We start from the raw sequence: 23,194 nt of genomic DNA, 5'->3' as shown, positions 1-23,194 counted from the left end.
TAAAGAACAGCGGTAAGTTAAAACCCACGAGGCACTGTCTGTGCTTCGACGAACTCCAAAAGGCCTTCTATACCACCTTCACGGCCGATACCAGAGGACTTCATGCCACCAAACGGTGCTTCCGATGTCGGACCAGTGCCGGTATTCCAGCCAACGTGCCCGAAGCGCAGGCCAGCCGTTACGCGCCGGGCACGTTCTGCGTCGGCGGTAAACACGTAAGAGGCCAAACCAAACTCAGTGTCATTGCCTGCCTCAATCACTTCCTCTTCGGTACCAAACAGCACGATGGGAACCAGCGGGCCGAAAGTCTCTTCCTGGTAACAGCACATCTCCCTGCTCACACCCTTCACCACGGTTGGCGGGAAGAAAAGCCCCTCACCCAATTCATCCGGCAGTTTGCCTGCCATCAAACTGGCGCCTTTTTCAAGAGCATCTTGCAGATGACGTTTTACTTTATCGAAGCCCTGCTTGTTTACCAGCGGACCAATGTCAACGTCTTCATTCATACCATCGCCAACGGTCATCGTGTTGACACGCCCGGTCAGTTTCTCGCAGAATACGTCCGCCACTTCCTCGTGGACAAAGATCCGGTTGGCACATACACAGGTCTGACCGCCGCCTCGGAACTTGTTGGCAATGAGGTTATCGGCGGCAGCATCCAGGTCCGCATCGTCAAAAACGATGAACGGTGCGTTGCCACCCAGTTCCAGGGACAGTTTCTTCACCTGTTCGGCGGTATCAACAATCAGCTTCCGCCCCACTTCTGTGGAACCGGTGAAGCTGAGCATCGGAACATCGGGATTTTTACACAGCACCTTGCCGATCACACTGGCCTTGCCCATCACCAGGTTAACCATGCCATCTGACAAATCCACATGCTTATCCATTAGGCTAAACAGCGCAATCATGGTCAGTGGTGTTTCACTGGCCGGCTTGATGACAGAGGGACAGCCAGCTGCCAATGCCGCGGATAGCTTCTTGGCAATCATGGCAATCGGAAAGTTCCAGGGCGTGATCAGCCCAACCACACCGATGGGACGATAATGTATAGTCCAAGTGCAGTCCTTGGGCTTCTCGGGGATAGTGTGGGAATCCAGCAGCTGGATGTGTTTGGAATAGTAATCAAAAAAACTCGCTGCATAATCCACCTCACCCCGGGCTTCTTTGAGTGGTTTGCCATGCTCCATGCAGAGGATTCGGCCCATCTCTTCCTTGTTATTCCTGAGGGTGTCCCGGATGTCTTCCAGCCATTTACGACGGGTTGCAATACTATAGGGACTGGTCAGCCGAAGCGCGGATTTAGCGGCATCTACAGCGGCGTTTACTTCACCCTCTGACATGGACGCAACCTGAGCCACCACTTCTCCTTTGGCGGGGTTGTAAACATCGTAAGTGTTGCCATGCTCATTATCAGTCCAGCGACCACTGATATAGCCAGTCAGGTTTTCCAACAGGGGGGACTCGATCATGTTGGCTCCTCTTATGTGATTGGCTACGCCCCGGAGCGAAGCGTAGTGATAGGGGTCTTGGTTGCGTCAGGCTTTAAGTATATTAGGGGTTACTCTTTACTTCATTTAAAAATACCAGCATTCCACTTGTATGTAAAGGCTTTTGTTGCCATCTGATTTTGTCGGCGGTTCAGCGCATGCCGTGCGAAAGTCCAACCTGTTTTTCTCCTTTTAAATGGTAAAGGAAAAAGAACCGGGCGGCAATTGTCTGTGCTTCGGGTATATGCCCGGCAAGAGGCAATTAACTCAGCGCGGCGTACCATTGAGTTTGTTTTCACCTGCCGGAGATGACGACGCGGAACAATTTGCAAACAATAATGGCTGGAATTCCGGCGCATAGAATGGACATTGCGGCAATCCCTTCTGATTGGTTAACCACGAGGGTATCGAAATGGTTAAAACTCTGGCGCTTTAGTTTTGAAGATACCTGTAGCGTTGCGCATGTTGCCGATTTAAATTCAAAAAAATATATTTGGAAAACTGTCTGCTGTTTCGATGCTTACTGTTTGATTTAGCAGTGTAATTTGTGTATGTTTGATTTTGATGGGCTTCCGTTTTTTAACTTTTTTTTTGGTTGGTACAATTGATACAAAAATTTTGAGTTAAGAATTGCTCAACCCATAGTATCCTGTGATTATCAAATCTGTTAACACCTCTTGGTAGGGGGAGGAAATATGAAAATTGCTAACGTGCAAGTGTTTACGGGCGACGGGAAAGGAAAGACCACTTCAGCGATAGGCTTGGCAATCCAGGCTGCCGGGGCTAACTTGAAAGTGTTCATCCTGCAATTCGTCAAAAAGGGAAATTACAGCGAAATCAAAGCCCTGAAGAGGTTTTCCGACTTGATCGAGGTCGAGCAGTTCGGCCTGGGCCGATTTACAAATGAAATGCCTGAACCTGAAGATATTAAGGCTGGTAACCAGGGGTTGAAACGGGCTCGGGAAATCATTATCTCTGATCGGTACGATCTCGTGATTCTGGACGAGGCTAACGTGGCGATTAAATTAGGCGTGATAGAGGAACATGAAATTGTCGACTTGATGATTAACAAACCGTCCCGTCTCAAGCTACTGATTACCGGTCGGTATGCCTCAAAAAATATCATCAGTCTTGCTGAAAGCGTTACAGAGTTCACGGCCCGACGACATTATATGGAAGCAGGCGTTCATGCGAGAATGGGGATCGAATTTTAATACAAGTGCACAAAGCGGGCTCTTTGGATATATCCGGTGACAGAATCCATGAAAGAAAAAAGCAGGATAGGGGACACCTGATGCCGCCATATTTCTTTTGCTGCTTGTTTTCTTTTCTGCTCCGGAAAATAACGGGGGAGTAAATCGTTACCCATTATGGCTATATTGTAATGAAACCTGCCTCCTGAAAACGACTCCGCGCCGGAGCCACAAGGTCGGAAAAACAAAGACAAACCCGTCACAAAGCGCCGGAATCAAGGATTTCTTTGAAGCGAAGGGCATTTTGGGGTGCAGCCGGGCCGTCGGTGTTGTCAAAATAGACATGCACGGTTCTGCCTTCATGTCGCCATGCTTTCACCTTCCGGGCCCATTGGGCGAGTTCATCCTCACTGTAGGCGGACTGATAGGTCTGGGTGCGGCCGTGGAGACGCACATAAACCATGTCCGTGCTCACCGCATCCCAGCGGGGCCAGTCAGCGGCATCGGAAATGCATACGCCCAGGCCGCGGTCTTCCAAAAGCGAGGCCACCTCCGGCACAAACCATGAAGAATCGCGAAATTCCAGCGCATGGCGGACTTCTTTCCAGGATTGCAGGGCATCGGCAAAACCCCTTAACCGGTCTATGTCCATGGAAAACGAAGCCGGCAGCTGCCAGAGCACTGCCGGGATTTTGTGCTGCAGTGGCAACACGTTGTTTTTCTGTTTCTGCACCGCCTGCAAAGGATCTTTTAACCGCTTGGTATGCGTGGTGTACCGGCTGCCTTTGATGGCAAAGAAAAAATCATCCGGGGTCCGCGTTTTCCAGCTGCTGATGATATTTTCCTGCAGCAGCCGGTAAAACGTGGCATTGACCTCCACTGCGTTAAAATATTTTGTGTAGTGCTCAAGCCATTTTTTCTGTACAACCCCGGCGAAAAAATCCGCCTTCCATGCCTTGTAGTTCCAGCCGCTGGTGCCGATAAACAGCTGAGGGCTTGTTTCCGTCAAAACGTTTCTCCTGGCTGCTGTGCAAACGAAAGCCGATCAAACAATTGATGACGCCGTAACTACCTAAAACTTATATAACCGCTAACCAATAAAAAAATAACTTTTTTAGTTTACTTAAGACTTGATGCCTTCGTAAAAAGTCGATTTTCAGATGGCACCGTAAAAAAGACTTTTTACAGGCTCATCACAATCAAATTTTCGAATTTTAAAGAAAATTAAACAGATTCCACACCAATGTCAACAATTGCCGGCAAACAAAAACCAGGTGCCTGTACACCAAAGCATACCAGAAAACCCATCATACCATCATCTTGACAAAAAAAAGGAATTCAATTAAGGGTGACTAAGAATCCACTGCGCAAAGCCAAATCGCGCTTTGCGCCCCCAGGCAAGGACTGGTTTTGTCATGAAAGAAAATTCCGGCGTGCACCGGTTTTTACTCACGTTCCTGCTTTTTCTCGTCCTGCCCTGCATTGCCGCGGCGCAAAGCGACAAGTCCCTGAGTTACTGGCTGGGATCCGGCTATGAGGTGCCGGAAGTCCGAACCGGCGCCCTCACCATTGTCCCCGAAATCAAACTTGGCATGGACTGCAGTAATAACTGCTCAATTGACGCCCTGTCCGGCAAAAACGCCTCGGACCTGACAATTGTCATGACACCGGAGATGACCATCCGTTCCCGAGGGCCTGCGCACTTTCTGGGCGTTGATATCGGCTTTAAGAGCGATATATTGACCACCCGATCCGCTGAGCCAAATATAAACAGCCATATTTCCATAAACGGGAGAATGGCGCTGCCGGGACAATCTTTTTTAACCGGCCGCATCAATGTCCGCCGCATGCACGAAGAAAACGGCGGGGCTGAATCCCTGCGCGTCGGCATTGGAACTGTTTTGCCCCTGAACCTGGATGGTGCAATCGAACTATGGGGCGGGCACATGGACCGGGAACGCAAGGATCTCAACGACATTAGCGGATTGTGCTGCGGCATGTCCATTGATTGGAAGGCCACACCGCTGACCTGCTTTGAGGCCAGGGCCGAAACTTCTGTTGAAGAAACCGCCATGGCGGGCTCGCCGGGCAAGGGGGTATTTGACGCCCGGGCGCGGGTGGATCACAAAGTGTTGGAAAACCTTTTGGCGGGTGTCAATGTCCAATACAAAAACAATGACTACAAAGGCATTGATATAACGGATCAATACCTGGATTTTGGCCCCAGGCTCACCTATTTCTGGGACCGCAAAATCAGCGTGGAAGCCAGTCACACATACAGGCAAAAAGACAGTAACGTGGCAAAAAGGCGATACACGGAAAATAAATTCGACCTGGCCATAAACGGAAAATTTTAAGGCAAAATCAACAAAAAGCCCTGGCTTTACACCTCTTCGCAGCGCCCGGAATCAAAATCCCGGGCGCTGCGCATGCAATTTATTTTACCTTGATTCCCGCCAGTTCCTTTACAAGGCGCTTGCGTTCCTTGATGTCATACTGGGAGGTGATGGCGATCTGCTCCATGATGGGGGATCCGCCGCCGTGGTAGTTGCCGTAGTTCATGGTGCCGGCTGCTCCGGTGCAGGTGTTTTCAATGAAATACAGCCAGAACTTGATCTGGTCGTCCACGGATATATTGGGATTGCGCTTGAGGTATTTTTCCAGAATCGGCTTTAGTTCCGGGTTGGTGATATCGCTTTCATACGGAAACGTGGACGGAAATCCGCCGGCGATGTTGCACAGCATTTCCTGCTCGTGAAACACGGCTTCCCCGGTCAGGCAGCGGCCCACGTTGGCATAGATGGAATCGGGAATGTAGCTGCCCGGCCCGTAGGGGGCCCGGCCCATGCCCGGGATATAGACCTCGGGTTTGCCAAAATCAGAGGCGGTGTAGCCGGCTGCATAGCCCAGCTCGGTGACTTTGATGATCTCGGAAAACATTTCCCGCACATGGGAGGTTTTCTCAATGCCGTTGTATTCCGCGGCCGTGGCGGCCAGGCCCAGCAAAACATCTCCCAGGGCCGGCTTGCAGCCCGAATAGCTGTGACGGTGAAACAGGGCAAACAAAAGCGCGCAGATGCCGCCGTGATCGTTTTCCCCGCACAGAAACACCCGATCCCAGGGAATAAAGGTGTCTTCAAACAACAGGTAGGAGTCGGTGTATCCGCCGTCAAAACCTCTTTGGTAGGTTTCCCGCGGCCTGGAATTGTGCGGGTGAATTACCTGGTAAAGGCCCTCGTGATCCGCCGGGACGGCAAAGGCCACGGCATAGTCCTTTTCATTGGGCCCCAGGGCCCGGGTGGGTACCACAAGGATTTCATCGGCAATGGAGGCCTCGGAGATGTGCAGCTTGCAGCCCTTGACAACAATGCCTTCCTTTGTTTTCTCCTTGACGTGCAGGTACATGTCCGGATCGGCCTGATCGGCCGGGCGCTTTAAACGCTCGCCTTTCATGTCGGTCTGGGCGCAGCAGCCCACCAGGTCGTTTTTCTGAAAATTTTCCAGCCATTTTAAAAAGTTTTGATGGTACTCGGTGTTGCCGCTGTTGAGCTTGTCGGCCTCAAAGGAAACCGCGTTAATGGCGTTGATGGCATCCACGCCCATGCAGCGCTGGATGCAGCCGCCGACCTTTTTGCACAAATACCGGGTCATGTCCTGCTTTTTATGCAGATCCGCAGGGGACTGGTGAACGTGGCAGAACCGGTTGATGGTCTCTCCGGTGAGATGGGAGGTGGCGGTGCAAAGATCTTTTCCCTCGGGGCTGGCGGCTTCATCAAACGTCATGCCCATAACATTTAAGGCACTCACCTGAACTTCATCGTCGCGGTCGATTTTGCCGCCATTGAAATACAGGTTGCGCCGCATCTTTTTGAGGCCGTCGATATACTCCTGCTTGGTTCTCATTCTGATTTTCCTCGCTCATATAAAAAAAGTGTTTTAAGCAATGATGGCGCAATCGCTAACCCAAGACCTGCCCCACAAGGGAAGGCTCGTGACCGGGGATTACCAGATCCCGGCTTTGGGCTTGAGAAACGGTTTTCCACATGCTTTCAAACCATTGACTCAAATCAATATGAATGCCCGGCGGGGCAAAAGGCAAATCCGGTCGGGGCGGAAGCGCGAATGTATTGCCCGCAAGGTCCGCGGATTCGGAGAGCTGCGGGTTGATATTATAATTACAGTAAGCCAGGTCTCCTGCAAGCACGGCCCTTCCCTTTGCGGTTTGAATGGAAAGCCCCTGCATGCCCTGACTGTGGCCGGGCAAAAGCATCGTGGACACACCTTCTGCGATTTGCCGCTCCCCATCGACGATCACCAGGTCCATTTTTTCCAACCCGGCAAAAAGCGGCTGCTCATAAACGGCTCTGGCAACGGGTACCGGGTTGAAGGCTGTCTCCCATTCTTTTTTCTGCACCATGATCCGGGCGTTTTCAAACAGATGAACGGCTGCGCAATGATCAAAATGCAGGTGTGTGAGCACCAGGATGTCGATTTCCTCAGGTGCGGTACCCACGGTTTCAAGGGCCTGCCGGATGCCTTTTTCACCGCCGCCGCTGACCGGGAATCCATGAACGAAGCCATCGCTGCCGGGTGCGGCAACCCCTGCATCCACCAGAATCTTCCGGCTGCCGCCCTCGAGGTAAAACACGAAAACCGGTGCGGTCACATAGGTTTGCATGTCGCCCATCATAGCCAGTACTCCCAGAGGAGCGGTGATTTCTGCGACTTTCAGGGGATGAATTTTGTATAAAGCCATGTTATTTGCCTCCCTTTTCCATTTCAGCGCGTGCCTCTTCCTGGACTTTGCGCCAAAGGGTTTTGCCGGTGGCCCCTTTTGGCAGGGAGTCCACAAAAAGAATCTGCCTGGGATATTTATAAGCGGCCATCTGTTTTTTTGACCAATCGATGATGTCTTTTTCCGAGATGCTGTCCCGGTAATCCGCCTTGGGCACGATATAAGCGCGGACCTCCTCGACACGGACAGGGTCAGGGACCCCCACCACGCAGGCTTCAAGCACTGCCGGATGGGCGTAAAGGCTGTTTTCCACCTCTGCCGGCCACACCTTGAAGCCGGCCGCATTGATCATCCGCTTGGTGCGGTCCACGATGAAAAAATAACCTTCTTCATCCATGGTGCAGATATCGCCGGTTCGGAAAAACTGCTTGCCGTCTGTTTCAATAAACGCATCTTTACTGTCTTCCGGGCGGTTCCAATAGCCCTGGAACACTTCAGGGCCGTTGATGACCAGTTCTCCGGAGTTGTTCACGGCCAGTTCCTCCTGGGTTTCCACATCAATAATACGGGCATCCACCCCGAAATCCGGAATCCCGATGCACTGCATCTTGGGCCGGTCCGGGGGGTTGAAATGGGTCTGGGAAATGGTTTCGGTCAGGCCGTAGCCTTCCACGTAGGAAAGTCCTGTGAGTTCGTTTAAGCGGCTGCCGATGGCTTCCGGCAAGGGCGCCCCGCCCCCGCCGACCACCACCAGGGAACTCAGGTCCCGGCCGGAAACATCCGGGGCGGACAGCAAGTCCACTACCATGGTGGAGATGTTGACCCAATGGGTCACCTGATATTTTTCAATGGCATTCAGGGCGGCGCCCCGGTCCCAGCGGGTCAGCAGCACCAGGGTGGCACCGGCAAAAAGCGGGGCCAGCATGCTGTGGATCAGGCCGGTCACATGAAAAAACGGCAGAACCGACAAATGTACGCTGGATGCCGTATTGGTCAGCCAGTAATAGGCGCTGACCAGGTTGGCCATGACCGTGCGGTGGGTATGAATGCAGCCCTTGGGCTTGCCTGTGGAGCCGGATGTATAGGGCAGCAGGCACATGTCATCCGGTCCGACGGTCACATCCGGCGCCGGACTCTGCTTTGCTATCAGGGCGTTCCATTCCAGGCAGGATTCCGGGCAGGCCGGGGTCTTGGGCATGGGATCGGGCACGGGCAGCGCCGGGTTTTCCGGCAGGTAATCGGAATATCGGCCGGCAATAATGAACTTCAGCCCCGTGCTTTGCCCAACGGCCTCTGCAGCGGGCAGCAGGTCAGTGGTGGTGATAAGGGCCGATGCGCCGGCATCTTTGAGGATAAAGGCCAGTTCCTTTTCATTGTTCATGGGATTGACCGGCACCACCACGGCATTGGCCCGCATAACCGCATAAAAAGAAATAATATAGTGGGGCGTGTTCTGCATGTAAACCGCAACCCGCTCGCCTTTCTGAATGCCGCCTGCTGACAGGGCACCGGCCAGGCTCTTGATTTCACCGACCATGCGGCGATAACTCAAAGGCTGGCCGTAATAATTGACAGCGGCTTTTTCCGGGTAAAACTCCGCTGCTGTTTCAATCAGGCGAAAAAGGGGCACTTCGGGATAAGCCAGGGTTTTGGGCAGCCGGTTTGGCCAGAACGGTTCATGTAGCCTGTTCAAGATTTTCCTCCTTGTTATAAAATTTGATATTCGACAAATTGACGCATTTGCAAACACTGTTTCTTCATTGGTTAGCAAAAGCTGTGCCGATCAAGGAGAAGCCCAAAAAAAGGGCTCATTCAGAAAGTTCAGGGGGGCAGAAGCCGGGACAAAACAACAGCACGGGCAACAGAGACAAGCAATGGCGGGTAAATACAGGGCGCTACGCCTGTTGCCAAAAAGCAACAACCAGTGTTGCTTTTTGGCGGCAGATTAAAGACCGTATTTCCTTTTTTTGCGAAGCACGGTTGAAGGCGCCACTTTCAGGGCCCGGGCAGCAGCGCGAATACCCCCGTGGGTCTCCAGGGCCTGCTTGAGCGTGTCGCGATCCCACCGGGTTTTGACCTGCTGATAAGATGAATTTGCAAAACCCGCTGCTGACTCCGGAAAACCGGATCCGTCAATCCACCGGCAGATGTCATCCGCTGTGATTTCGTGGTTTTGAACAATGGCATGCAGCCGCTGCATGGTATTTTCCAGCTGCCGCACGTTTCCTGGCCAGGAAAAGGCCTCAAGGGCTCTTTGTGCGGCCCGGGAAAGCGCCTTGCCGCTTGCGCCCCCGGCTGCGGCATTGGTTAGAAAATGCCGGGCAAGGGGGGAAACATCCTCTTTTCTGTCCCTTAAAGACGGAACAAAAATCGGCATACCGGCCATGCGGTAATAAAGATCCTCCCGAAAGCGCCCCTTTGCAACAGTATCGGCCAGATTCTGGTTGGTCGCGCAGATCACCCGGACATCCACCTGGTGCAGGCTTGTTGCACCCACAGGGTAATAGGCCATGTCCTGGAGAAACCGCAGCAGCTTGGCCTGTGCGGCCATGGGCATTTCCGCCACCTCGTCGAGAAACAGGGTGCCCCCGTGGGCAAGCTTGACCAATCCCTGCTTCCCCTGGCGGCTGGCCCCTGTAAAGGCGCCGCCCTGGTAGCCGAAAAGCTCCGCTTCAAACAGCTGTTCATTGATGGCCGCGCAATTGACCGGTATAAAAGGGCCGCCGGACCGAGGGCCGTGTCCGTGGATAAACCGGGCCACCAGGTCCTTGCCGGTACCGGATTCCCCGAGCAGCAATACCGGCAGCTCCGAGGAAGCGATCCGGCGGGATACATCCAGAACCCGGATCATTTCCGGACTTTCCGCAACCAGCCGGGGGCTGTTCATGTACGGATCATGCCCGGAGTCCGGGGCTTCGGACGGCTGCTGGGTCAGGCGGAGAATATCCGGGTTTCGCACATTGGTCACCACTGCCTGGATGCGGCCCCTCCCGTCAAATATGGGGTTGCCCGTGACCAGCACCTGCTTTCCGGTCTTGATGCGCTGGACAAGGGTCACCGGCTTTTTCTGCCTGAGCACTTCAACGGTAACAGAGGGGGTGACAATGCCATCGGCAACCAAGTGGTGCATGGGCCGTCCCATGGCCGCCTGCACATCCTGATCGCTGACTTCGGTGATTCTGCGATAGCTTTCATTGAGGTTGATGAGAACGCCGTTTGCATCACAAAGCACCAGACCGTCATAAGAGCCGGAAAAAGCCATCATCAGGTCCCGGAAACGATTTGCCGAAGACATTGATTTCATCTGAGCCCGCCTTTTTTAAGTTCAGCGCAGCCGCTGGCGCGGCCGGCAGATGATACATACGCCTAAACCAAACTTTAGGATACTGTATTTATGTAGACGGGCAACAGGTATTTGTCAAACCCAAAGCCGGCCGCGCAATCACCCTGTTTTGCGCGGGACGGATTGAAAAGGGACAAAGCCGTATCGCAGTAAATAGTGGGTGTTAAAGGCTGATGGTTTCGTAAAAAGTAAGTGTTCAGATGGCGCCGTAAAAAGTTCAAGATCAAGGCTTGCGCGATTCCGAAGAATGCAGCGTACTTATCCGTACGTGAAATTCTGAGGAATCGCGTGTAACGCAGATATTGAACTTTTTACGGCGCCATCAAAGGCTGTGATCCAGAACGATTTTTCCTGCGGATTCGGCCTTTAAAAACGCCTTTAATGCATCTCCCAGATCCCTGCGGCCGATGACCCGGGCGGTTTTTTCCACACCAGGGCATGCCCACTGACCGGCAAGCTTTTCCCAGACACCTTTTTTTTCCGCAATGGGGATTTCCACCGAATCCACGCCCAGCAGGTTCACCCCCCTGAGGATAAACGGCAGCACCGTTGTTTCAACCTGCGTGCCGCCGGCCAGGCCGCAGCAGGAAACAGAACCTCCCGGAGAAATCTGTTTGAGCAGCTCTGCCAGGGGGGCCCCGCCCACGGTATCCACGGCGTTTGCAAACCCGGGTTTTAAAAGCGGCTTTTTGGACGGCTCCAAAACCTCCCTGCCAACCACCTCGGATGCGCCGAGTTGCCTGAGGGGCTCTGCCTGATCGACCTTGCCGCTGACAGCCGCCACTTCAAAGCCGATTTTTGACAGAATCTCAACGGCCACGCTACCCACCGAACCGCTGGCGCCCGTGACCACTGCCCTGCCCTGCCCGGCTGCAGCGCCCATTTTCAGCAGCTTCTCCACGCAAAGCCCCGCTGTCAGACCTGCGGTACCGTATACCATTGCTTTTCCGGCATCCCAGCCCGGGGGCATGGGTACGCACCAATCCGCCGGCACCCGGATGTATTGTCCGAAACCGCCCGGGGTGTTCATTCCCAGATCATAGCCGGTCACGATCACCTGCTCGCCCGCGGCAGGCCCCCGCCGGGATTCGACGACTTCGCCGGCAGCATCAATTCCGGGAGTATGCGGGTAGCTGCGGGTAACGCCTTTATTGCCGGAAGCCGAAAGGGCATCCTTATAGTTGAGCGACGAATGCGTGACCCGGATGAGCACGTCGTTTTCAGGCAGATCGGAAATGCTGCAGGCCTCTTCTGCCCCCTCATATCCGCCGTTTTTCTCATGAACCCGCCATGCCGTGTAAAGATCCGGACTTGTCATATGTCTTCTCCTGTACTGGCTGTTTCAGCCGCGTGAACGGTCGATCTATTGTAAAGGAGGTTATAATCTGTTTGAAACTCTATAAATTGATATTATCATGAAATAACAAATGACAAACCAAAAAGCAGGGGGAGAGAATATGAAAGCCATCAGGGGATTGTTTTTTGATGTTGGGGGAACCGTGTTTGACTGGAAAAACACTGCACGGGAAAATATCGAAAAACTGGCAAAGCAGCACGGTGAAGCCATCGACAGCGAGGCCTTTGCCGTTGACTGGCGCAATCAAATGTTTAAGGTCCACACCCAGGTCAGACAGGGCAACCTGCCCTGGATGAATTCCGATGACATGCACCTGCGGGCCCTGGAAAAGATGAAAGCCGAACACCCGCTGCTGACGCATGTGGATCCGGTTTCTTTAATAACATCCACCTGGCATCGCCTCAAACCCTTTAACGGCGCCCCCGAGGCCATAGATCGCTTGCGCACCGGTTATACGGTGGTGGTGCTCACAATTTTGAGCTGGGAAAGCATTGTCAACAGCGCCAAGACAGCCGGCGTCCAGTGGGACGGCATTTTGTCCTGCGAGTTTCTGGGCTATTACAAGCCCTCCTTACAGGCCTACATCAAGGCCACAGGCCTGCTGGGTCTAAAGCCGGAAGAATCCATGATGGTGGCCGCCCATGAAGGCGATCTGGCAGCCGCCCGGCAGGCCGGAATGCATACGGCTTATGTGAAGGTGCCGGAGAAAGACAACATGACCGAGGGGTTTGGAGAGCCGGAAAAAGTCGACTTTGACATTGAGGCACCGGATTTTGAAACCCTGTGCCAAAAGCTGCAGGTTTGATTTCAGGGACGACAACCGCGCAAAGCTACTGGGAAAGGGGGGCAAACACGATTTCAACCCGCCTGTTGCGGGCCCTGCCTTCTGCGGTTTCATTGGATGCAACCGGATTTTGCTGGCCGAGCCCTTCTGAATCAATTCTTCCGGCATCCACTCCGTTTCCGATGAGATAGCTTTTGACAATGTTTGCCCGGATTCTGGAAAGGTGCAGGTTGTACCGGCGATCGCCAAGGGAATCGGAATAGCCCGTCACCCTTGCTTGGAGCCCGGGATTTCGGACAAGCAGGTCTTTGACCCGGTCCAGGGTTTCAACCGAATCCGGGTCCAGGCTGTAAACCCCGTTTGGAAAATTCACAGCGAATTTTTGATCCGCATACCGGCCTGGATCAAGCCTGGCCACTGTTTCGGGCTCCGGCTTGTCCGGCCCGGCCGGATCATCAGCAATATCACTGGTCGGCTCAGGTTTGATTTCGGTTGGTGCACTCTGAGCGGATTGCCTGATATCAGGCGAGGGGGTTTCCTCGGGTGATTTGCCCGCAGTCCGGCTGTTTACCGTTTTTTCAACGGTTTTGTCACCCGGGCTGGCCGAAACCGCCTGTGCCGTGTTTTCCGGCATTGTCAAGGTGCCGCTGCTCTGGACATCCCCGGCCGCCGGCCGGCCGGTATCCGCTCTTTCGGTAGTGGAGACAAACCATCCTGCCGATTCGGGAATCCATTGATATGCCCCATAACCCCCGATCAGCAATAAAACCAGTAATGCCGGAATCGCCAGTCTTGATTTTTTGTGCCTGGGCGCCGGCGGTGCCGGGACTGATTCCGGTTTCTTGTTCGGACCTGCAGGGCCCAACGGCGCAAAGCTTCGGCCCGCGGGCAGTTCAAAGGAGCGCACCTTCAGGTCACGGGCGCATTCGGCAACAATGTCTTCGGAAATCTGTTTTTTATCCCCGGCATAAGCGCTGAGCAGCGCATGATCGCATATAATATTGATCAGGCGAGGAAAGCCGCCTGAAAATGCATATATGCGTTCCACCGCCTTTTTTGAAAAAAGATCTTTTTGAGCGCCGGCCACCTTTTGCCGGTGGCGGATGTACTCGCCCACTTCTTTTCTGTTGAGCGGCTCAAGATGATAGCTGAGGGTAATGCGCTGGCGTATGGCCCGGCTCCTGTGATCCAGGAGCATGTCATTGAATTCGTCCTGGGCCACGAAAAAAACATTGAAGAGTTTGGCGTTGGGTTTTTCAAGGTTGGACAGCGCGCGAATCTCTTCAAGCAGTTCATAGGTGAGCCGCTGGGCCTCGTCGATGATCAGCAATACATTTCTGCCCATATAATGCTGACGATTGAGAAACTTCTCAAAACTGATAAGAAAGGGGCCCCTGGAGGCAAATGACTCGTTCATGCCCAGCCTGTCGGCCAGGATATTGATAAAATCCATCAAATCAAGCCTGGGGTCGGGTATCCGGGCCACCAGGACATTGGAGTCGTCAAGATTCTGCAGAAGTGCATTTAAAAGTGTTGTCTTGCCGGTGCCCACATCCCCGGTCAGAAGTAAAAACCCCCGGTTTTCCAGAACCCCGTACCTGAGAAACGAAAGCGCCTCTGTATGCTGCTCGCCCAGCCATAAAAACGCCGGATCAGCATTAATCTGAAAGGGTTTGACATTAAATCCAAAATGCGAATGATACATAACCGCCCTCTTTTCGGGTTTAAAACCCGGTCAGCAACAGCCCATAGCCGATGCCGGCAGACCCGCGTGCAACGACGCAAATACTGCCTTGTATCAAACATAAAACCAACTGCATCTTTGTCCAATGAAATCCGGTTACTTTTTCGTATCATCCTGATCATCGGCCTCAGCCTCCTCGACCACCCCCTCGGAAGCCTGCTTTTCAGAGGCAACCTGTATCTGCGGTGTGGCTTCAGGCGCTGGTTCCGATTCCGGGCCGGGTGCGGATGATAAAGATCCGGTCTTATCCATGGCCAGCCGCATGGGCGGGGCTGTGCCGTCTTTTTCGGCTCCGAACCAGACGGTCCTGTGGGGAAACGGGATTTCAATGCCCCTTTCATCAAAAACACGCTTCATCCGTTCCAAAAAGGCACGCTTTATGGCAAATTGCTGCATGGGACGGGTCTTTAGACGCACCCGGATTTCAACAGCCGAATCCGCCAGGTTGTTCATCCCAAAAACCTCCAGCTCACCGGTTATATGCTGACGCCAGGTTTCATCGCTTTTGAGCTCGGCCGCCGTATCCTGCAGGGCCTGCACCACGTCCCCGTACCGCTCCCGATAGGCCACGCCCGCATCTATTAGTGCATATGCGTAATCCCGGTTGTAGTTGGTTACGGTGGTCACCTCGCTGAAAGGAATCAGGTGCACGGTTCCGGACAGATCCCGCAAAGTCACGGTGCGGACCGTAAGACGCTCAACCGTGCCGCTGTGCCCGCCGGCCTCCACCCAGTCGCCGACTGCCAGTGCATCTTCGAGCAATATAAAAGCGCCTGTAATCATGTCGCGAACCAGGGTCTGGGCACCAAAACCCACGGCCAGGCCGATGACCCCGGCCCCTGCCAGAAGCGGTCCGATATTGATCCCGAGCCGTGAAAGTACCAGCATTGCGGTGATTACAATTAAGATTATGAGAACCACATTTTTCAGCAGGGGCAGAAGCGTGAACTTTCGCCGGTTTGTAACGGTATCCCCGTCCTCCCTGGAAAGGGAGCGTTCTATGCGAAGATAAACAAACTCCCAGAGGACCACAGCACCTGCAATTATCAGCAAAAGCACACCCAGTTCCGCTGCTAATGCACCGCCCGTGGGTGAGAAAAGAAAGCCAAAGGTGCCAAGGCCCCATGCCTCTAGGACCGCAAAGGCGGCTATCAGGTAAATCACTCCGGAAAGAGCCCCAAGAACAAAAGGCTGGTAACGGTTTGCCCTTTGCTCAAGCCCGGGATAATCCTGTTTCAGGCTATCGCTGATATAAAACAGCCTGCCGACTCCATGCCGGAGCAATCGCACAAACATTCCTGCCAGAAATATCACCACAAGGGTTTTTAGGAAGCCGGCCAGTAAAAAACGTTTTCCGCCGGGGATTTCAAGAGCCCAGGTTATATAAAATCCCGCAACCACAAGTATAGCAATGATGTGCCAACCGTCTGTCAGGCGGCGCAGAAAAGCCCGTCCTGCTGAGGGCCGGGCCGCCCTTTTTTCCTTTTGATCCGGTGCGCCCCGCGGACGGCCGATCCAGGCGGCGACTTCCTGTTTGTTCTGCAGGATAACCGACACCAGCAGAACCATTACGGCAAAGCCCAGAAACTTGATCAAAAAAGAATGCAGGGCCCCGGGCATCCCGATGAGCAGGGCGGCTTCCAGGATGAAATAGCCGTAGACCCCCAGAATGGTCATACGCCTTATCCAGATATAGCAATAGCGCCCGGTTTCCCGGTCTGCGAACAAAAAAGTCCGGCCCGGGACTTCAGGAAGACAGATCAGGCGGGCAACAACAAGCACAAAACGCGAGACTGCCACTGCGGCGACCAGACTGATGGCAACCAGACGGGTTTCAGGGCCGGGATCCGTGGAGGGCACAACCGCGTATGCAGCAATGACAAATCCGGCAATCGGCAGCATGTCCATTAGTGTGCGGCCCAGGGCCAGCAATATCCTGACCCAGTCCCTGTCACCCTCCCGGTCCCCGAGGGCAAGGCGGGCACGCATCAAAAGCCGCCTCAGCACCCATGCCGCAATAAAGCCGGCAAAAAGCGCCAGCACCACCTTCAGGCCGGCCGCAGCCCAGGCAAAAAGATTTTCAGAGTCCTGCGCCATGACAAGCAGATCCTTTGCCAGGCCGGGAATCTCAGCAAGTCCCCGGGCAGCGCCGGACAACTGCTCTGCGGCCTCTGCCATCTGCTCTGAGACAAATTCTGTCAGGCGGCCCCCAATATCTGCCGAATCGGAGGCCTTTTGGGGAGCCTGAGCTTCAGAGCCCTGCTGTGCCGGCGCGGTTGCTGTAAGCAAAAAAAAGAATCCGGCAAAAACCAGGATGGCAACAATATACTTACATGGTGACAAACGCAGCAAAACAACCTCCCTTTATCAGCAATTTTTCAGACTCCGGCTGATATAATCGGCAAATACCGATACAGCTTCATTGGCCGGGTTCGGTGATACATGCAGGCAGATATCCACCTGCGGCAAATCCGGCAGACCCTGATCCGGTTTGATGATCTGCATGCTCGCAGAAACGGTGTTTTCCGTTACCACTGTCACGGCCATGGCTGAAGCCACCACGGCCCGGATGCCGGCAAGCCCCCGGCTCGTGCATACCAAGCTCCATCTGCGGCCGCAGCTTTTCAGGGCCTTAAGGGCGGATTGCCGGAATACGCACACGCCGTCGGGAAACAGTGCCAGGGGCAGTGGATCTTCATGATGCAGCCCGCATCCCGCGGCCTGGGCCCACACCATCTGCTCCCTGCGAATCACCACCCCGCCCGGGGACTGCGGCTGGCGGGTTGTCACTGCCAGATCCACCTCCCCCTCATCCAAAAGCCGCAGCAGATCCACGCTCAACTCGCAGCAGACCTCCAGGCTGATGCCGGGATACAGCGAGGCAAACCCGGACAGGGCCGAAGGAAGCAGATAGGCCGCGTAATCATCCGGAATGCCCAGCCGCACCCGGCCCTTGACCCGGGGGTCACCAATTTCGGCCATAACCTGATCATTTAGCTTCAGCATCTGCCGGGCATATTCCAGCATGACCCGGCCGCTGTCAGTCAGCCCGGCCCCTGCCCTGTTACGGGTGATCAGGGTTCTTCCCAAGTTCTGCTCCAGCCGCCGGAGCTGCATGCTAACAGCTGACTGGGTGCGGTTTAGCCGCGCGGCCGCCAGGGTGAAGCTTTTGCGTTCCGCCACGGTGACAAAGGCGCGCAGCAGATTGATATCCAGATCCGGATTATAAACCATCGATGTTGTTATCCTGTTTTTGACTGAACAAACCGATAATTTAGGCCAGTATCGGGCCGCGATGCAAGCCAAAACCAACGCCGAGTGCATGCCGTGGTTATCAATTTTCGTGATGGCCATATCACAACTATTCGTTGGCCTAGACGATTTTGCTGCATTACATATCAAACCCGGAAAACATTGCATCAAAAAGGAGACAGCAGCATATGAAAACACTTCACGGCAGGGCGGTGCCGGCCAATGATATCAACATGTTCCTTGTCATTCACTTCTGGGGCCTGACCTTTCTGTTTACCAAGCTGGGCCTCAAAAGCCTGGACCCGCTATCGTTTGCCAACCTCCGGATGGCCAGTGCAGCGCTTGTGCTCATGATCATGGCCGCATTTACCGCGGGCCATCACAAACAGGTCCGGATGGATTTCCGGGAGCACCTGCTGGCCGTGGGCCTGGGACTTTTGGGAATGGCTTGCTTTCCGTTCTGCTTTAGCCTGGCCATGAATTATACTTCCGCGGCCAATGCAGGGCTGATCTTCGGCACCACCCCGGTGGCCGTTGCCCTGATCAGCCGGCTGATAGGCATGGAACGGCTCAATAAAATGCAATGGGCCGGGCTTCTGCTTTCCTTTGCCGGCATTGCAGTGATCCTGCTTCCCCGGGGGGCGAATTTTTCATTCACCTCCCTGAAAGGGGACATGCTCATGACTGCGGCCATGCTCAACTGGGCCCTGTATACGGTTGCCAACCGGTTTGTCCCGTCAACACGCTCTGCCCTGAAATTTACCGCTTACGGTGCCATATGGGGAGCGGTCAGCCTGAGCCTGCTGAGTTTCAACACCCTGGCGAGCCTTCCCGTGGCGGAAATCAAGCCCGAGTCCTGGCTGGGCGGTTTGTGCGCCGGCGTTCTGGGGACAGCCCTTTCCTATGTGATCTGGAACAATACCGTCCGGAACATGGGGCCGGCCAAAACAGCAGTGTATTTGAACCTGGTGCCCCTGATCGCGGCGGTGAGCGGATTTTTTCTGTTAAACGAATCCCTGGGCCGGCAGCACCTGGCCGCCGTGTGCCTGATTGTTCCCGGGGTACTGATGACCCGCGGCAGCCGCGGCCCATTGCCGGAAACCGGAAAAAACGGTAAAGGCACTTAAAAATCCAAAGAGTCCGCTTCCCAATCATCCCGGACCAGGGGCAGATGCACGTGAAAGACGCTGCCGCGGCCGGATTCGGAGTCCACAGTCAAAAATCCCTTATGCACCTTGACGATGCCGTGGACAATGGACAGGCCCAGCCCCGTGCCCGTGCCTTCTTTCCGGGTGGTAAAATACGGCTCAAAAATCTTGCCCAGGTCCTGTTTGTCAATTCCCGAACCGGTATCACTTACTGAAATTCTTGCATAATCTCCGGCCGCGGCATCAAGATGGCAAAGCGTGCTCTCAGGGTCCATGCAAAACCGGGTCACCTGAACTTCCACCACCCCGTCCCGGCCCTGCATGGCATGGCCGGCGTTGGCCGCCAGATTCGCGATCACCTGTTGGAGCTGGACGGGATCCGCGTTAACAGTCAACTGATCACGGCGGATGTTTTCCCGCAGCGCAACCCCGGGGGGAAAACCGGATCTCACCGTTTCCAGCGCATCCCGGACAAGGCCGGACACGGCCACGGGCCGGAAGGCCTGCTTCTCATTGCGGGTGATGGCCAGAATCTGCCTGACCAGATCCCTGGCACGATTTCCGGCAGCCAGCACCTGGCAGAGATTATGGTGCAGCTGGCTGCCTTCAGCCGCTTCATCTATGGCCAATTCCGTGTATCCAATCACAGAAAAAAGAATATTGTTGAAATCATGGGCAATGCCGCCGGCCAGAGTTCCGATGGCCTCCATCTGCCGGGCATGTCTGAGCTGTGCCTGGAGTTTTTCCCTTTCCCGGAGGGCGGCATTGCGCTCTGTGATGTCCCTAGAGACACCGGTAAAGGATACGGGCCGGCCGCCGGCATCCCTGTGGAGCAACGCGTTGACCTCCATGCTGACCGTTCGCCCGTTTTTTCCCAGATGCTCGGCTTCTGTCATCACCCGGCCGTCACCGTCCGGATCCCCGGCTGCAGATTCAAAAGCAGCCCTTACTTTTTTTTCGGTTTCCGGGTCAAAAATATCATCAAGTCCCACCCCGCTGGCCTGATCCTGGGGAAAGCCAAGGATCCGCTCCACGGACCTGGAAACATAGACAAAAGTCATGGAGGACAAATCAAAGGTCCAGATAATATCATTGGATTCCTCGACCAGAAAACGATATCGCTGTTCGCTTTCTTCCAGCTTCCGGGCCGCCTCCTTTTGTTCGGTGATATCCCTGGCAATGCAGACCACTTCCAGATGCTGGTCTGTTTCCTTGACAATGGTGTTTTTCGCAGAAAGCCATCTCCATTGGCCGTCTCTGGCCAGGGCCCGGTATTCCAGCGTCATGCGGCCCACCCCATGGACTCCCCGGTTCTGATAGCGGGTGTAAATCTCAGAGAGGATATTGAGAATGCCCTCCACGTCATCGGGATGCACAAAGGGAATAAAGGGTTTTCCGATAAACGCCTCCGGGCCGTAGCCCAAAATGGCCCGAGAGTTAGGGGAGATATAGACGAACTCGCCATTTTCATTGACCGTGAAAATCAGATCTGCGGCGTTTTCCACAATCATCCGGTAATATTGCTCGCAGCTTTGCTGCCCGGCATGGCTTTGCCCCGCCTCCGGCGGACCTGACGGCTGGTGCCTGAGAGCTGCGATTTCTGCTTCCAGTTCCCGGATCCGTTGTTTTAACGCTTCTTTTGTTGCCTCTGCCGTCATATATACTCATAAGAAATCAAATGGATTTGTTTGCAAGGACAAACGGGCGGCCAACCCAATAATAAAAACCAAAATAGTCTTTCATATAATTTTATTTTATGATAGTAGCCAACATTTCGCAACACTTCAGATCGCAAGATTTCAAAAATAAAAATCTGTATTTGGACCGCGCCCCCAAATCCCAACACGGAGCTTTTCCTGAATATGGCAGACAAAAAATCCATTCTGATTCGCTATACCCTTTATACCCTGCTTTTGCTGCTGCTGGGCGGTTTTTTGAATTACGTGGCCGGATGGGGCGATACCCGGCAGTTCAAGGAAGGCGGCATCGTGGAATGGCTGCAGCTTGCTGTTCTGGGCCTCTCAGCAGCACTCATGATGGCCGCGGCAATGCGCCGGAAACCGAAAGCAAAATTTTTTCCCGTGATAACGGCATTTGCAGCGCTGCTGGCCATGGTCCGCGAGTGCGACGCCCTGCTGGATCAGGCCATACCCGTTGGCGGCTGGCAGGCACCGGCGGCCATCCTGTTGGTTTCAGCAATTTTGCTGGCCTGGTATAACAGGGAAGTCTTTGGCCGCGAACTGGCACGCTTTGCCGCAACGCCTGTTTTCGCCCTCATGTGGGCCGGGCTGATCGTAGTGATATACGGCCAGTTAACCGGGCACGGGCCCTTTCTCGAACCCCTGCTGGGAGACGATTACGCCCGGGACTACAAGCGCCTTTTGGAGGAATGCCTGGAAATGCTGGGCTACTTTTTCATCCTTGTCGCCGGTATTGAACTGTTTTTGGAACGCGGAGACCCGCCTGACACGGATTGATTTTCCAGATCCCGGAAAACGCATCAATATTTTCCGCCGTGCTCATTTTTAACCTGGTCCCGGTCGATTCCGCCCTTTCCGGTTTTGGGCAGGGCATCGACAAACACCACGGAGTGCGGCTTCTTATACCGGGCGATCCGGGAGGCCACAAAATCGATCAGATCCTTTTCCCCTATGGTTTTGCCGGGCTGTGCCACGCACACGGCCAGAACCGCCTCGCCCCACTGCCGGTCCGGCACGCCGATAACGCTGACCTCCGAAATGTCAGGATGTTCCATGATCACGCCCTCGACCTCCGCGGGATAGACATTTTCCCCGCCCGGCTTGATCAGCTCTTTTTCCGGTTTACGCTTCACATACCAAAGATAGCCGTCCGCATCAAACCGGCCGATATCCCCGGTATGATGCCAGTTGCTGCGAAATGTATGCGCGGTGTCCGCCACCCGGTTCCAGTAACCGAGAAAAACAGAGGGACCGCGCACGCAGATCTCGCCCTCCCCGCCGACGGCCACGGGCTGGTCGTCATCGTCAAACAGGGCCACCTGCGCAATGATGGTGGGCTTGCCCGCACTCCCCGGCCGCTCGCTATACGGCGCCCAGGTCACCGCCATGGCCTCGGTCTGGCCGAATCCCGCACCGAATGAAACATTGGGGGCGATCCGGCCGAACTGATCCAGGTTTTCAGACTGATCCAGCCCGCCCACGGTACGCAGGCTCGAAAGATCAATGCGGCCGCCCAATTCCCTGTGCTTTTCGATCAGGCGTTCCAAAATCGGGGAAAAATTAAAAAACGTGGTGCCTTTTTCCGCTTCAATGCCTTTTAGCACCTGTCCGGGATCAAAACGTTCAAAAATCACGTTCTTCCCGCCCGCGTGCATGACTGCCATGAGCCTGGCCAGTCCGGCAATATGGAAAAGGGGCAGAAGGCATATGTGACAGGACTCCGGGCCAAAACCCTCGCTGGCGATTCGCTGAAAATCAATGGCACAGATATTTCCCTGGCTCAGCAGCGCCCCGCGCGGCCGGCCCTCAACGGCCGCGGTATGAATGATCACAAAACCCGTATCCGTGGTGATATCGATTTCATCCGCAGCACCAGCGTCATCATACAGGGCGGAAAACGGCTCATAGCCGGCCGGTGCATCCCCGCCGCCGATGGTATAATATTTTTCAATATCAGTTTCCGACTGCAGTGCCAGCACCTGGTCCCGGTAGTCCGGGCCGGCAAACACGAACATGGGCGTGACATCTTTTAGGACATAAGCCACTTCGTCTGCTGAAAAACGCCAGTTGACCGGCACGACAATGGTGCCGATTTTTGCGGCAGCCCCGTAGAGAATCACGAACTCATCGCAATTGTGCGCCACCACGCCCAGGCGGTCGCCGGGCCCCACGCCGGCACGCAAAAGCCCGGCTGCCAGACTGTCGCACTTTTGCTTGAATTCCCGGTGTGTCAGACGGACGTCCTTATAGACAATTGCCTCCTGATCGGCATACAAAACGGCATTGCGGCGGATAAAATCATAAATAGTATAATCCCGAAGTCCCATCAGTCCTCCTTGTTGCACAGCACGTCATTTATGGCGCAATGATTTTCCAGATTTCCGCATCTGCGATTCAATGTTTTGTCTTGATCCGCAGAACGGATTCGATAAATTTATAGGACAATACATT

17 protein-coding genes are annotated in these 23,194 nt (G+C 54.3%); 5 read left to right on the top strand and 12 right to left on the bottom strand.

The annotated features are described in order from the left end of the window. Positions 1-17: 17 nt before the first annotated feature. Positions 18-1,469 carry an NAD-dependent succinate-semialdehyde dehydrogenase gene (locus HNR65_RS15330; RefSeq protein ID WP_181552403.1) on the bottom strand — a complete coding sequence of 484 codons (1,452 nt, stop codon included), beginning with the start codon at positions 1,467-1,469 and terminating at the stop codon, positions 18-20. 713 nt (positions 1,470-2,182) lie between these two features. On the opposite strand from HNR65_RS15330, the gene HNR65_RS15325 reads away from it, so the two are divergent. Beyond that, positions 2,183-2,701, top strand: a complete 519-nt coding sequence (locus HNR65_RS15325) for a cob(I)yrinic acid a,c-diamide adenosyltransferase (RefSeq protein WP_181552402.1) — start codon at positions 2,183-2,185, stop codon at positions 2,699-2,701. A gap of 238 nt (positions 2,702-2,939) precedes the next feature. On the opposite strand, the gene HNR65_RS15320 is transcribed toward HNR65_RS15325, so the two are convergent. Further along, entirely contained in the window at positions 2,940-3,689 is a 750-nt protein-coding gene (locus HNR65_RS15320; RefSeq protein ID WP_181552401.1) for a DUF72 domain-containing protein, read from the bottom strand. 406 nt (positions 3,690-4,095) lie between these two features. Here HNR65_RS15320 and HNR65_RS15315 point away from each other — a divergent pair, with 406 nt between their 5' ends. Then, on the top strand, positions 4,096-5,037 hold the full coding sequence (locus tag HNR65_RS15315; protein ID WP_181552400.1) for an outer membrane beta-barrel protein: 942 nt from the start codon (positions 4,096-4,098) through the stop codon (positions 5,035-5,037). Between the two features lie 79 nt (positions 5,038-5,116). Here HNR65_RS15315 and HNR65_RS15310 read toward each other — a convergent pair whose 3' ends face one another. The 5 genes from HNR65_RS15310 to HNR65_RS15290 form a co-directional block, all read right to left on the bottom strand. Then, complete coding sequence (locus tag HNR65_RS15310) at positions 5,117-6,583, bottom strand: 4-hydroxyphenylacetate 3-hydroxylase family protein (RefSeq protein WP_181552399.1); 1,467 nt, start codon at positions 6,581-6,583, stop codon at positions 5,117-5,119. Positions 6,584-6,638: 55 nt separating this feature from the next. Next, positions 6,639-7,436 (bottom strand): N-acyl homoserine lactonase family protein, encoded by a 798-nt coding sequence (locus tag HNR65_RS15305; protein ID WP_181552398.1) that lies wholly within the window; start codon positions 7,434-7,436, stop codon positions 6,639-6,641. 1 nt (position 7,437) lies between these two features. Continuing rightward, positions 7,438-9,108, bottom strand: a complete 1,671-nt coding sequence (locus tag HNR65_RS15300; RefSeq protein ID WP_181552397.1) for a long-chain-fatty-acid--CoA ligase — start codon at positions 9,106-9,108, stop codon at positions 7,438-7,440. Positions 9,109-9,360: 252 nt separating this feature from the next. Next, positions 9,361-10,719 carry a sigma-54 interaction domain-containing protein gene (locus tag HNR65_RS15295; protein WP_181552396.1) on the bottom strand — a complete coding sequence of 453 codons (1,359 nt, stop codon included), beginning with the start codon at positions 10,717-10,719 and terminating at the stop codon, positions 9,361-9,363. A gap of 361 nt (positions 10,720-11,080) precedes the next feature. Next, entirely contained in the window at positions 11,081-12,076 is a 996-nt protein-coding gene (locus HNR65_RS15290; RefSeq protein WP_181552395.1) for a YhdH/YhfP family quinone oxidoreductase, read from the bottom strand. Between the two features lie 139 nt (positions 12,077-12,215). Between HNR65_RS15290 and HNR65_RS15285 the strand changes: the two genes are divergently transcribed. After that, positions 12,216-12,920: a haloacid dehalogenase type II gene (locus HNR65_RS15285; RefSeq protein ID WP_181552394.1), complete on the top strand. Its 705-nt coding sequence runs from the start codon at positions 12,216-12,218 to the stop codon at positions 12,918-12,920. A 25-nt stretch (positions 12,921-12,945) separates the two neighbouring features. Here HNR65_RS15285 and HNR65_RS15280 read toward each other — a convergent pair whose 3' ends face one another. The 3 genes from HNR65_RS15280 to HNR65_RS15270 all read right to left on the bottom strand — a co-directional run bounded on the left by HNR65_RS15280 (position 12,946) and on the right by HNR65_RS15270 (position 17,877). Further along, the gene (locus tag HNR65_RS15280; protein ID WP_181552393.1) at positions 12,946-14,604 is read right to left on the bottom strand and encodes an AAA family ATPase; all 1,659 of its coding nucleotides are present in this window, start codon (positions 14,602-14,604) and stop codon (positions 12,946-12,948) included. A 135-nt stretch (positions 14,605-14,739) separates the two neighbouring features. Further along, positions 14,740-16,932, bottom strand: coding sequence for a mechanosensitive ion channel family protein (locus tag HNR65_RS15275; RefSeq protein ID WP_181552392.1), 2,193 nt, complete (start codon positions 16,930-16,932; stop codon positions 14,740-14,742). 78 nt (positions 16,933-17,010) lie between these two features. Beyond that, positions 17,011-17,877 (bottom strand): LysR substrate-binding domain-containing protein, encoded by an 867-nt coding sequence (locus HNR65_RS15270; RefSeq protein ID WP_181552391.1) that lies wholly within the window; start codon positions 17,875-17,877, stop codon positions 17,011-17,013. A gap of 206 nt (positions 17,878-18,083) precedes the next feature. Here HNR65_RS15270 and HNR65_RS15265 point away from each other — a divergent pair, with 206 nt between their 5' ends. Next, positions 18,084-19,022: a DMT family transporter gene (locus tag HNR65_RS15265; protein WP_181552390.1), complete on the top strand. Its 939-nt coding sequence runs from the start codon at positions 18,084-18,086 to the stop codon at positions 19,020-19,022. On the opposite strand, the gene HNR65_RS15260 is transcribed toward HNR65_RS15265, so the two are convergent. Beyond that, entirely contained in the window at positions 19,019-20,701 is a 1,683-nt protein-coding gene (locus HNR65_RS15260) for a PAS domain-containing sensor histidine kinase (protein WP_181552389.1), read from the bottom strand. The two genes, HNR65_RS15265 and HNR65_RS15260, sit on opposite strands and share 4 nt — an antisense overlap. 204 nt (positions 20,702-20,905) lie before the next feature. On the opposite strand from HNR65_RS15260, the gene HNR65_RS15255 reads away from it, so the two are divergent. Next, positions 20,906-21,520 carry a hypothetical protein gene (locus HNR65_RS15255; RefSeq protein WP_181552388.1) on the top strand — a complete coding sequence of 205 codons (615 nt, stop codon included), beginning with the start codon at positions 20,906-20,908 and terminating at the stop codon, positions 21,518-21,520. A gap of 23 nt (positions 21,521-21,543) precedes the next feature. Here the strand turns inward: HNR65_RS15255 and HNR65_RS15250 are convergent, their stop codons facing one another. Continuing rightward, entirely contained in the window at positions 21,544-23,070 is a 1,527-nt protein-coding gene (locus tag HNR65_RS15250; protein ID WP_181552387.1) for an AMP-binding protein, read from the bottom strand. Positions 23,071-23,194 lie beyond the last annotated feature (124 nt).

It is taken from the genome of Desulfosalsimonas propionicica, from assembly GCF_013761005.1.
In the GTDB taxonomy this organism is placed as follows: Bacteria; Desulfobacterota; Desulfobacteria; order Desulfobacterales; family Desulfosalsimonadaceae; genus Desulfosalsimonas; species Desulfosalsimonas propionicica.
The sequence above is the reverse complement of the archived record's forward strand: the minus strand, read 5'-3'. Positions and strand labels throughout refer to the sequence as shown.

What these genes read in the sequence shown, in the direction of transcription:
- HNR65_RS15270 (WP_181552391.1), bottom strand. Translation starts at nt 17,877, where the DNA reads ATGGTTTATAATCCGGATCTGGATATCAATCTGCTGCGCGCCTTTGTC.
- HNR65_RS15260 (WP_181552389.1), bottom strand. Translation starts at nt 20,701, where the DNA reads ATGACGGCAGAGGCAACAAAAGAAGCGTTAAAACAACGGATCCGGGAA.
- HNR65_RS15325 (WP_181552402.1), top strand. Translation starts at nt 2,183, where the DNA reads ATGAAAATTGCTAACGTGCAAGTGTTTACGGGCGACGGGAAAGGAAAG.
- HNR65_RS15285 (WP_181552394.1), top strand. Translation starts at nt 12,216, where the DNA reads ATGAAAGCCATCAGGGGATTGTTTTTTGATGTTGGGGGAACCGTGTTT.
- HNR65_RS15265 (WP_181552390.1), top strand. Translation starts at nt 18,084, where the DNA reads ATGAAAACACTTCACGGCAGGGCGGTGCCGGCCAATGATATCAACATG.
- HNR65_RS15330 (WP_181552403.1), bottom strand. Translation starts at nt 1,469, where the DNA reads ATGATCGAGTCCCCCCTGTTGGAAAACCTGACTGGCTATATCAGTGGT.
- HNR65_RS15280 (WP_181552393.1), bottom strand. Translation starts at nt 14,604, where the DNA reads ATGTATCATTCGCATTTTGGATTTAATGTCAAACCCTTTCAGATTAAT.
- HNR65_RS15310 (WP_181552399.1), bottom strand. Translation starts at nt 6,583, where the DNA reads ATGAGAACCAAGCAGGAGTATATCGACGGCCTCAAAAAGATGCGGCGC.
- HNR65_RS15255 (WP_181552388.1), top strand. Translation starts at nt 20,906, where the DNA reads ATGGCAGACAAAAAATCCATTCTGATTCGCTATACCCTTTATACCCTG.
- HNR65_RS15250 (WP_181552387.1), bottom strand. Translation starts at nt 23,070, where the DNA reads ATGGGACTTCGGGATTATACTATTTATGATTTTATCCGCCGCAATGCC.
- HNR65_RS15305 (WP_181552398.1), bottom strand. Translation starts at nt 7,436, where the DNA reads ATGGCTTTATACAAAATTCATCCCCTGAAAGTCGCAGAAATCACCGCT.
- HNR65_RS15290 (WP_181552395.1), bottom strand. Translation starts at nt 12,076, where the DNA reads ATGACAAGTCCGGATCTTTACACGGCATGGCGGGTTCATGAGAAAAAC.
- HNR65_RS15295 (WP_181552396.1), bottom strand. Translation starts at nt 10,719, where the DNA reads ATGAAATCAATGTCTTCGGCAAATCGTTTCCGGGACCTGATGATGGCT.
- HNR65_RS15315 (WP_181552400.1), top strand. Translation starts at nt 4,096, where the DNA reads ATGAAAGAAAATTCCGGCGTGCACCGGTTTTTACTCACGTTCCTGCTT.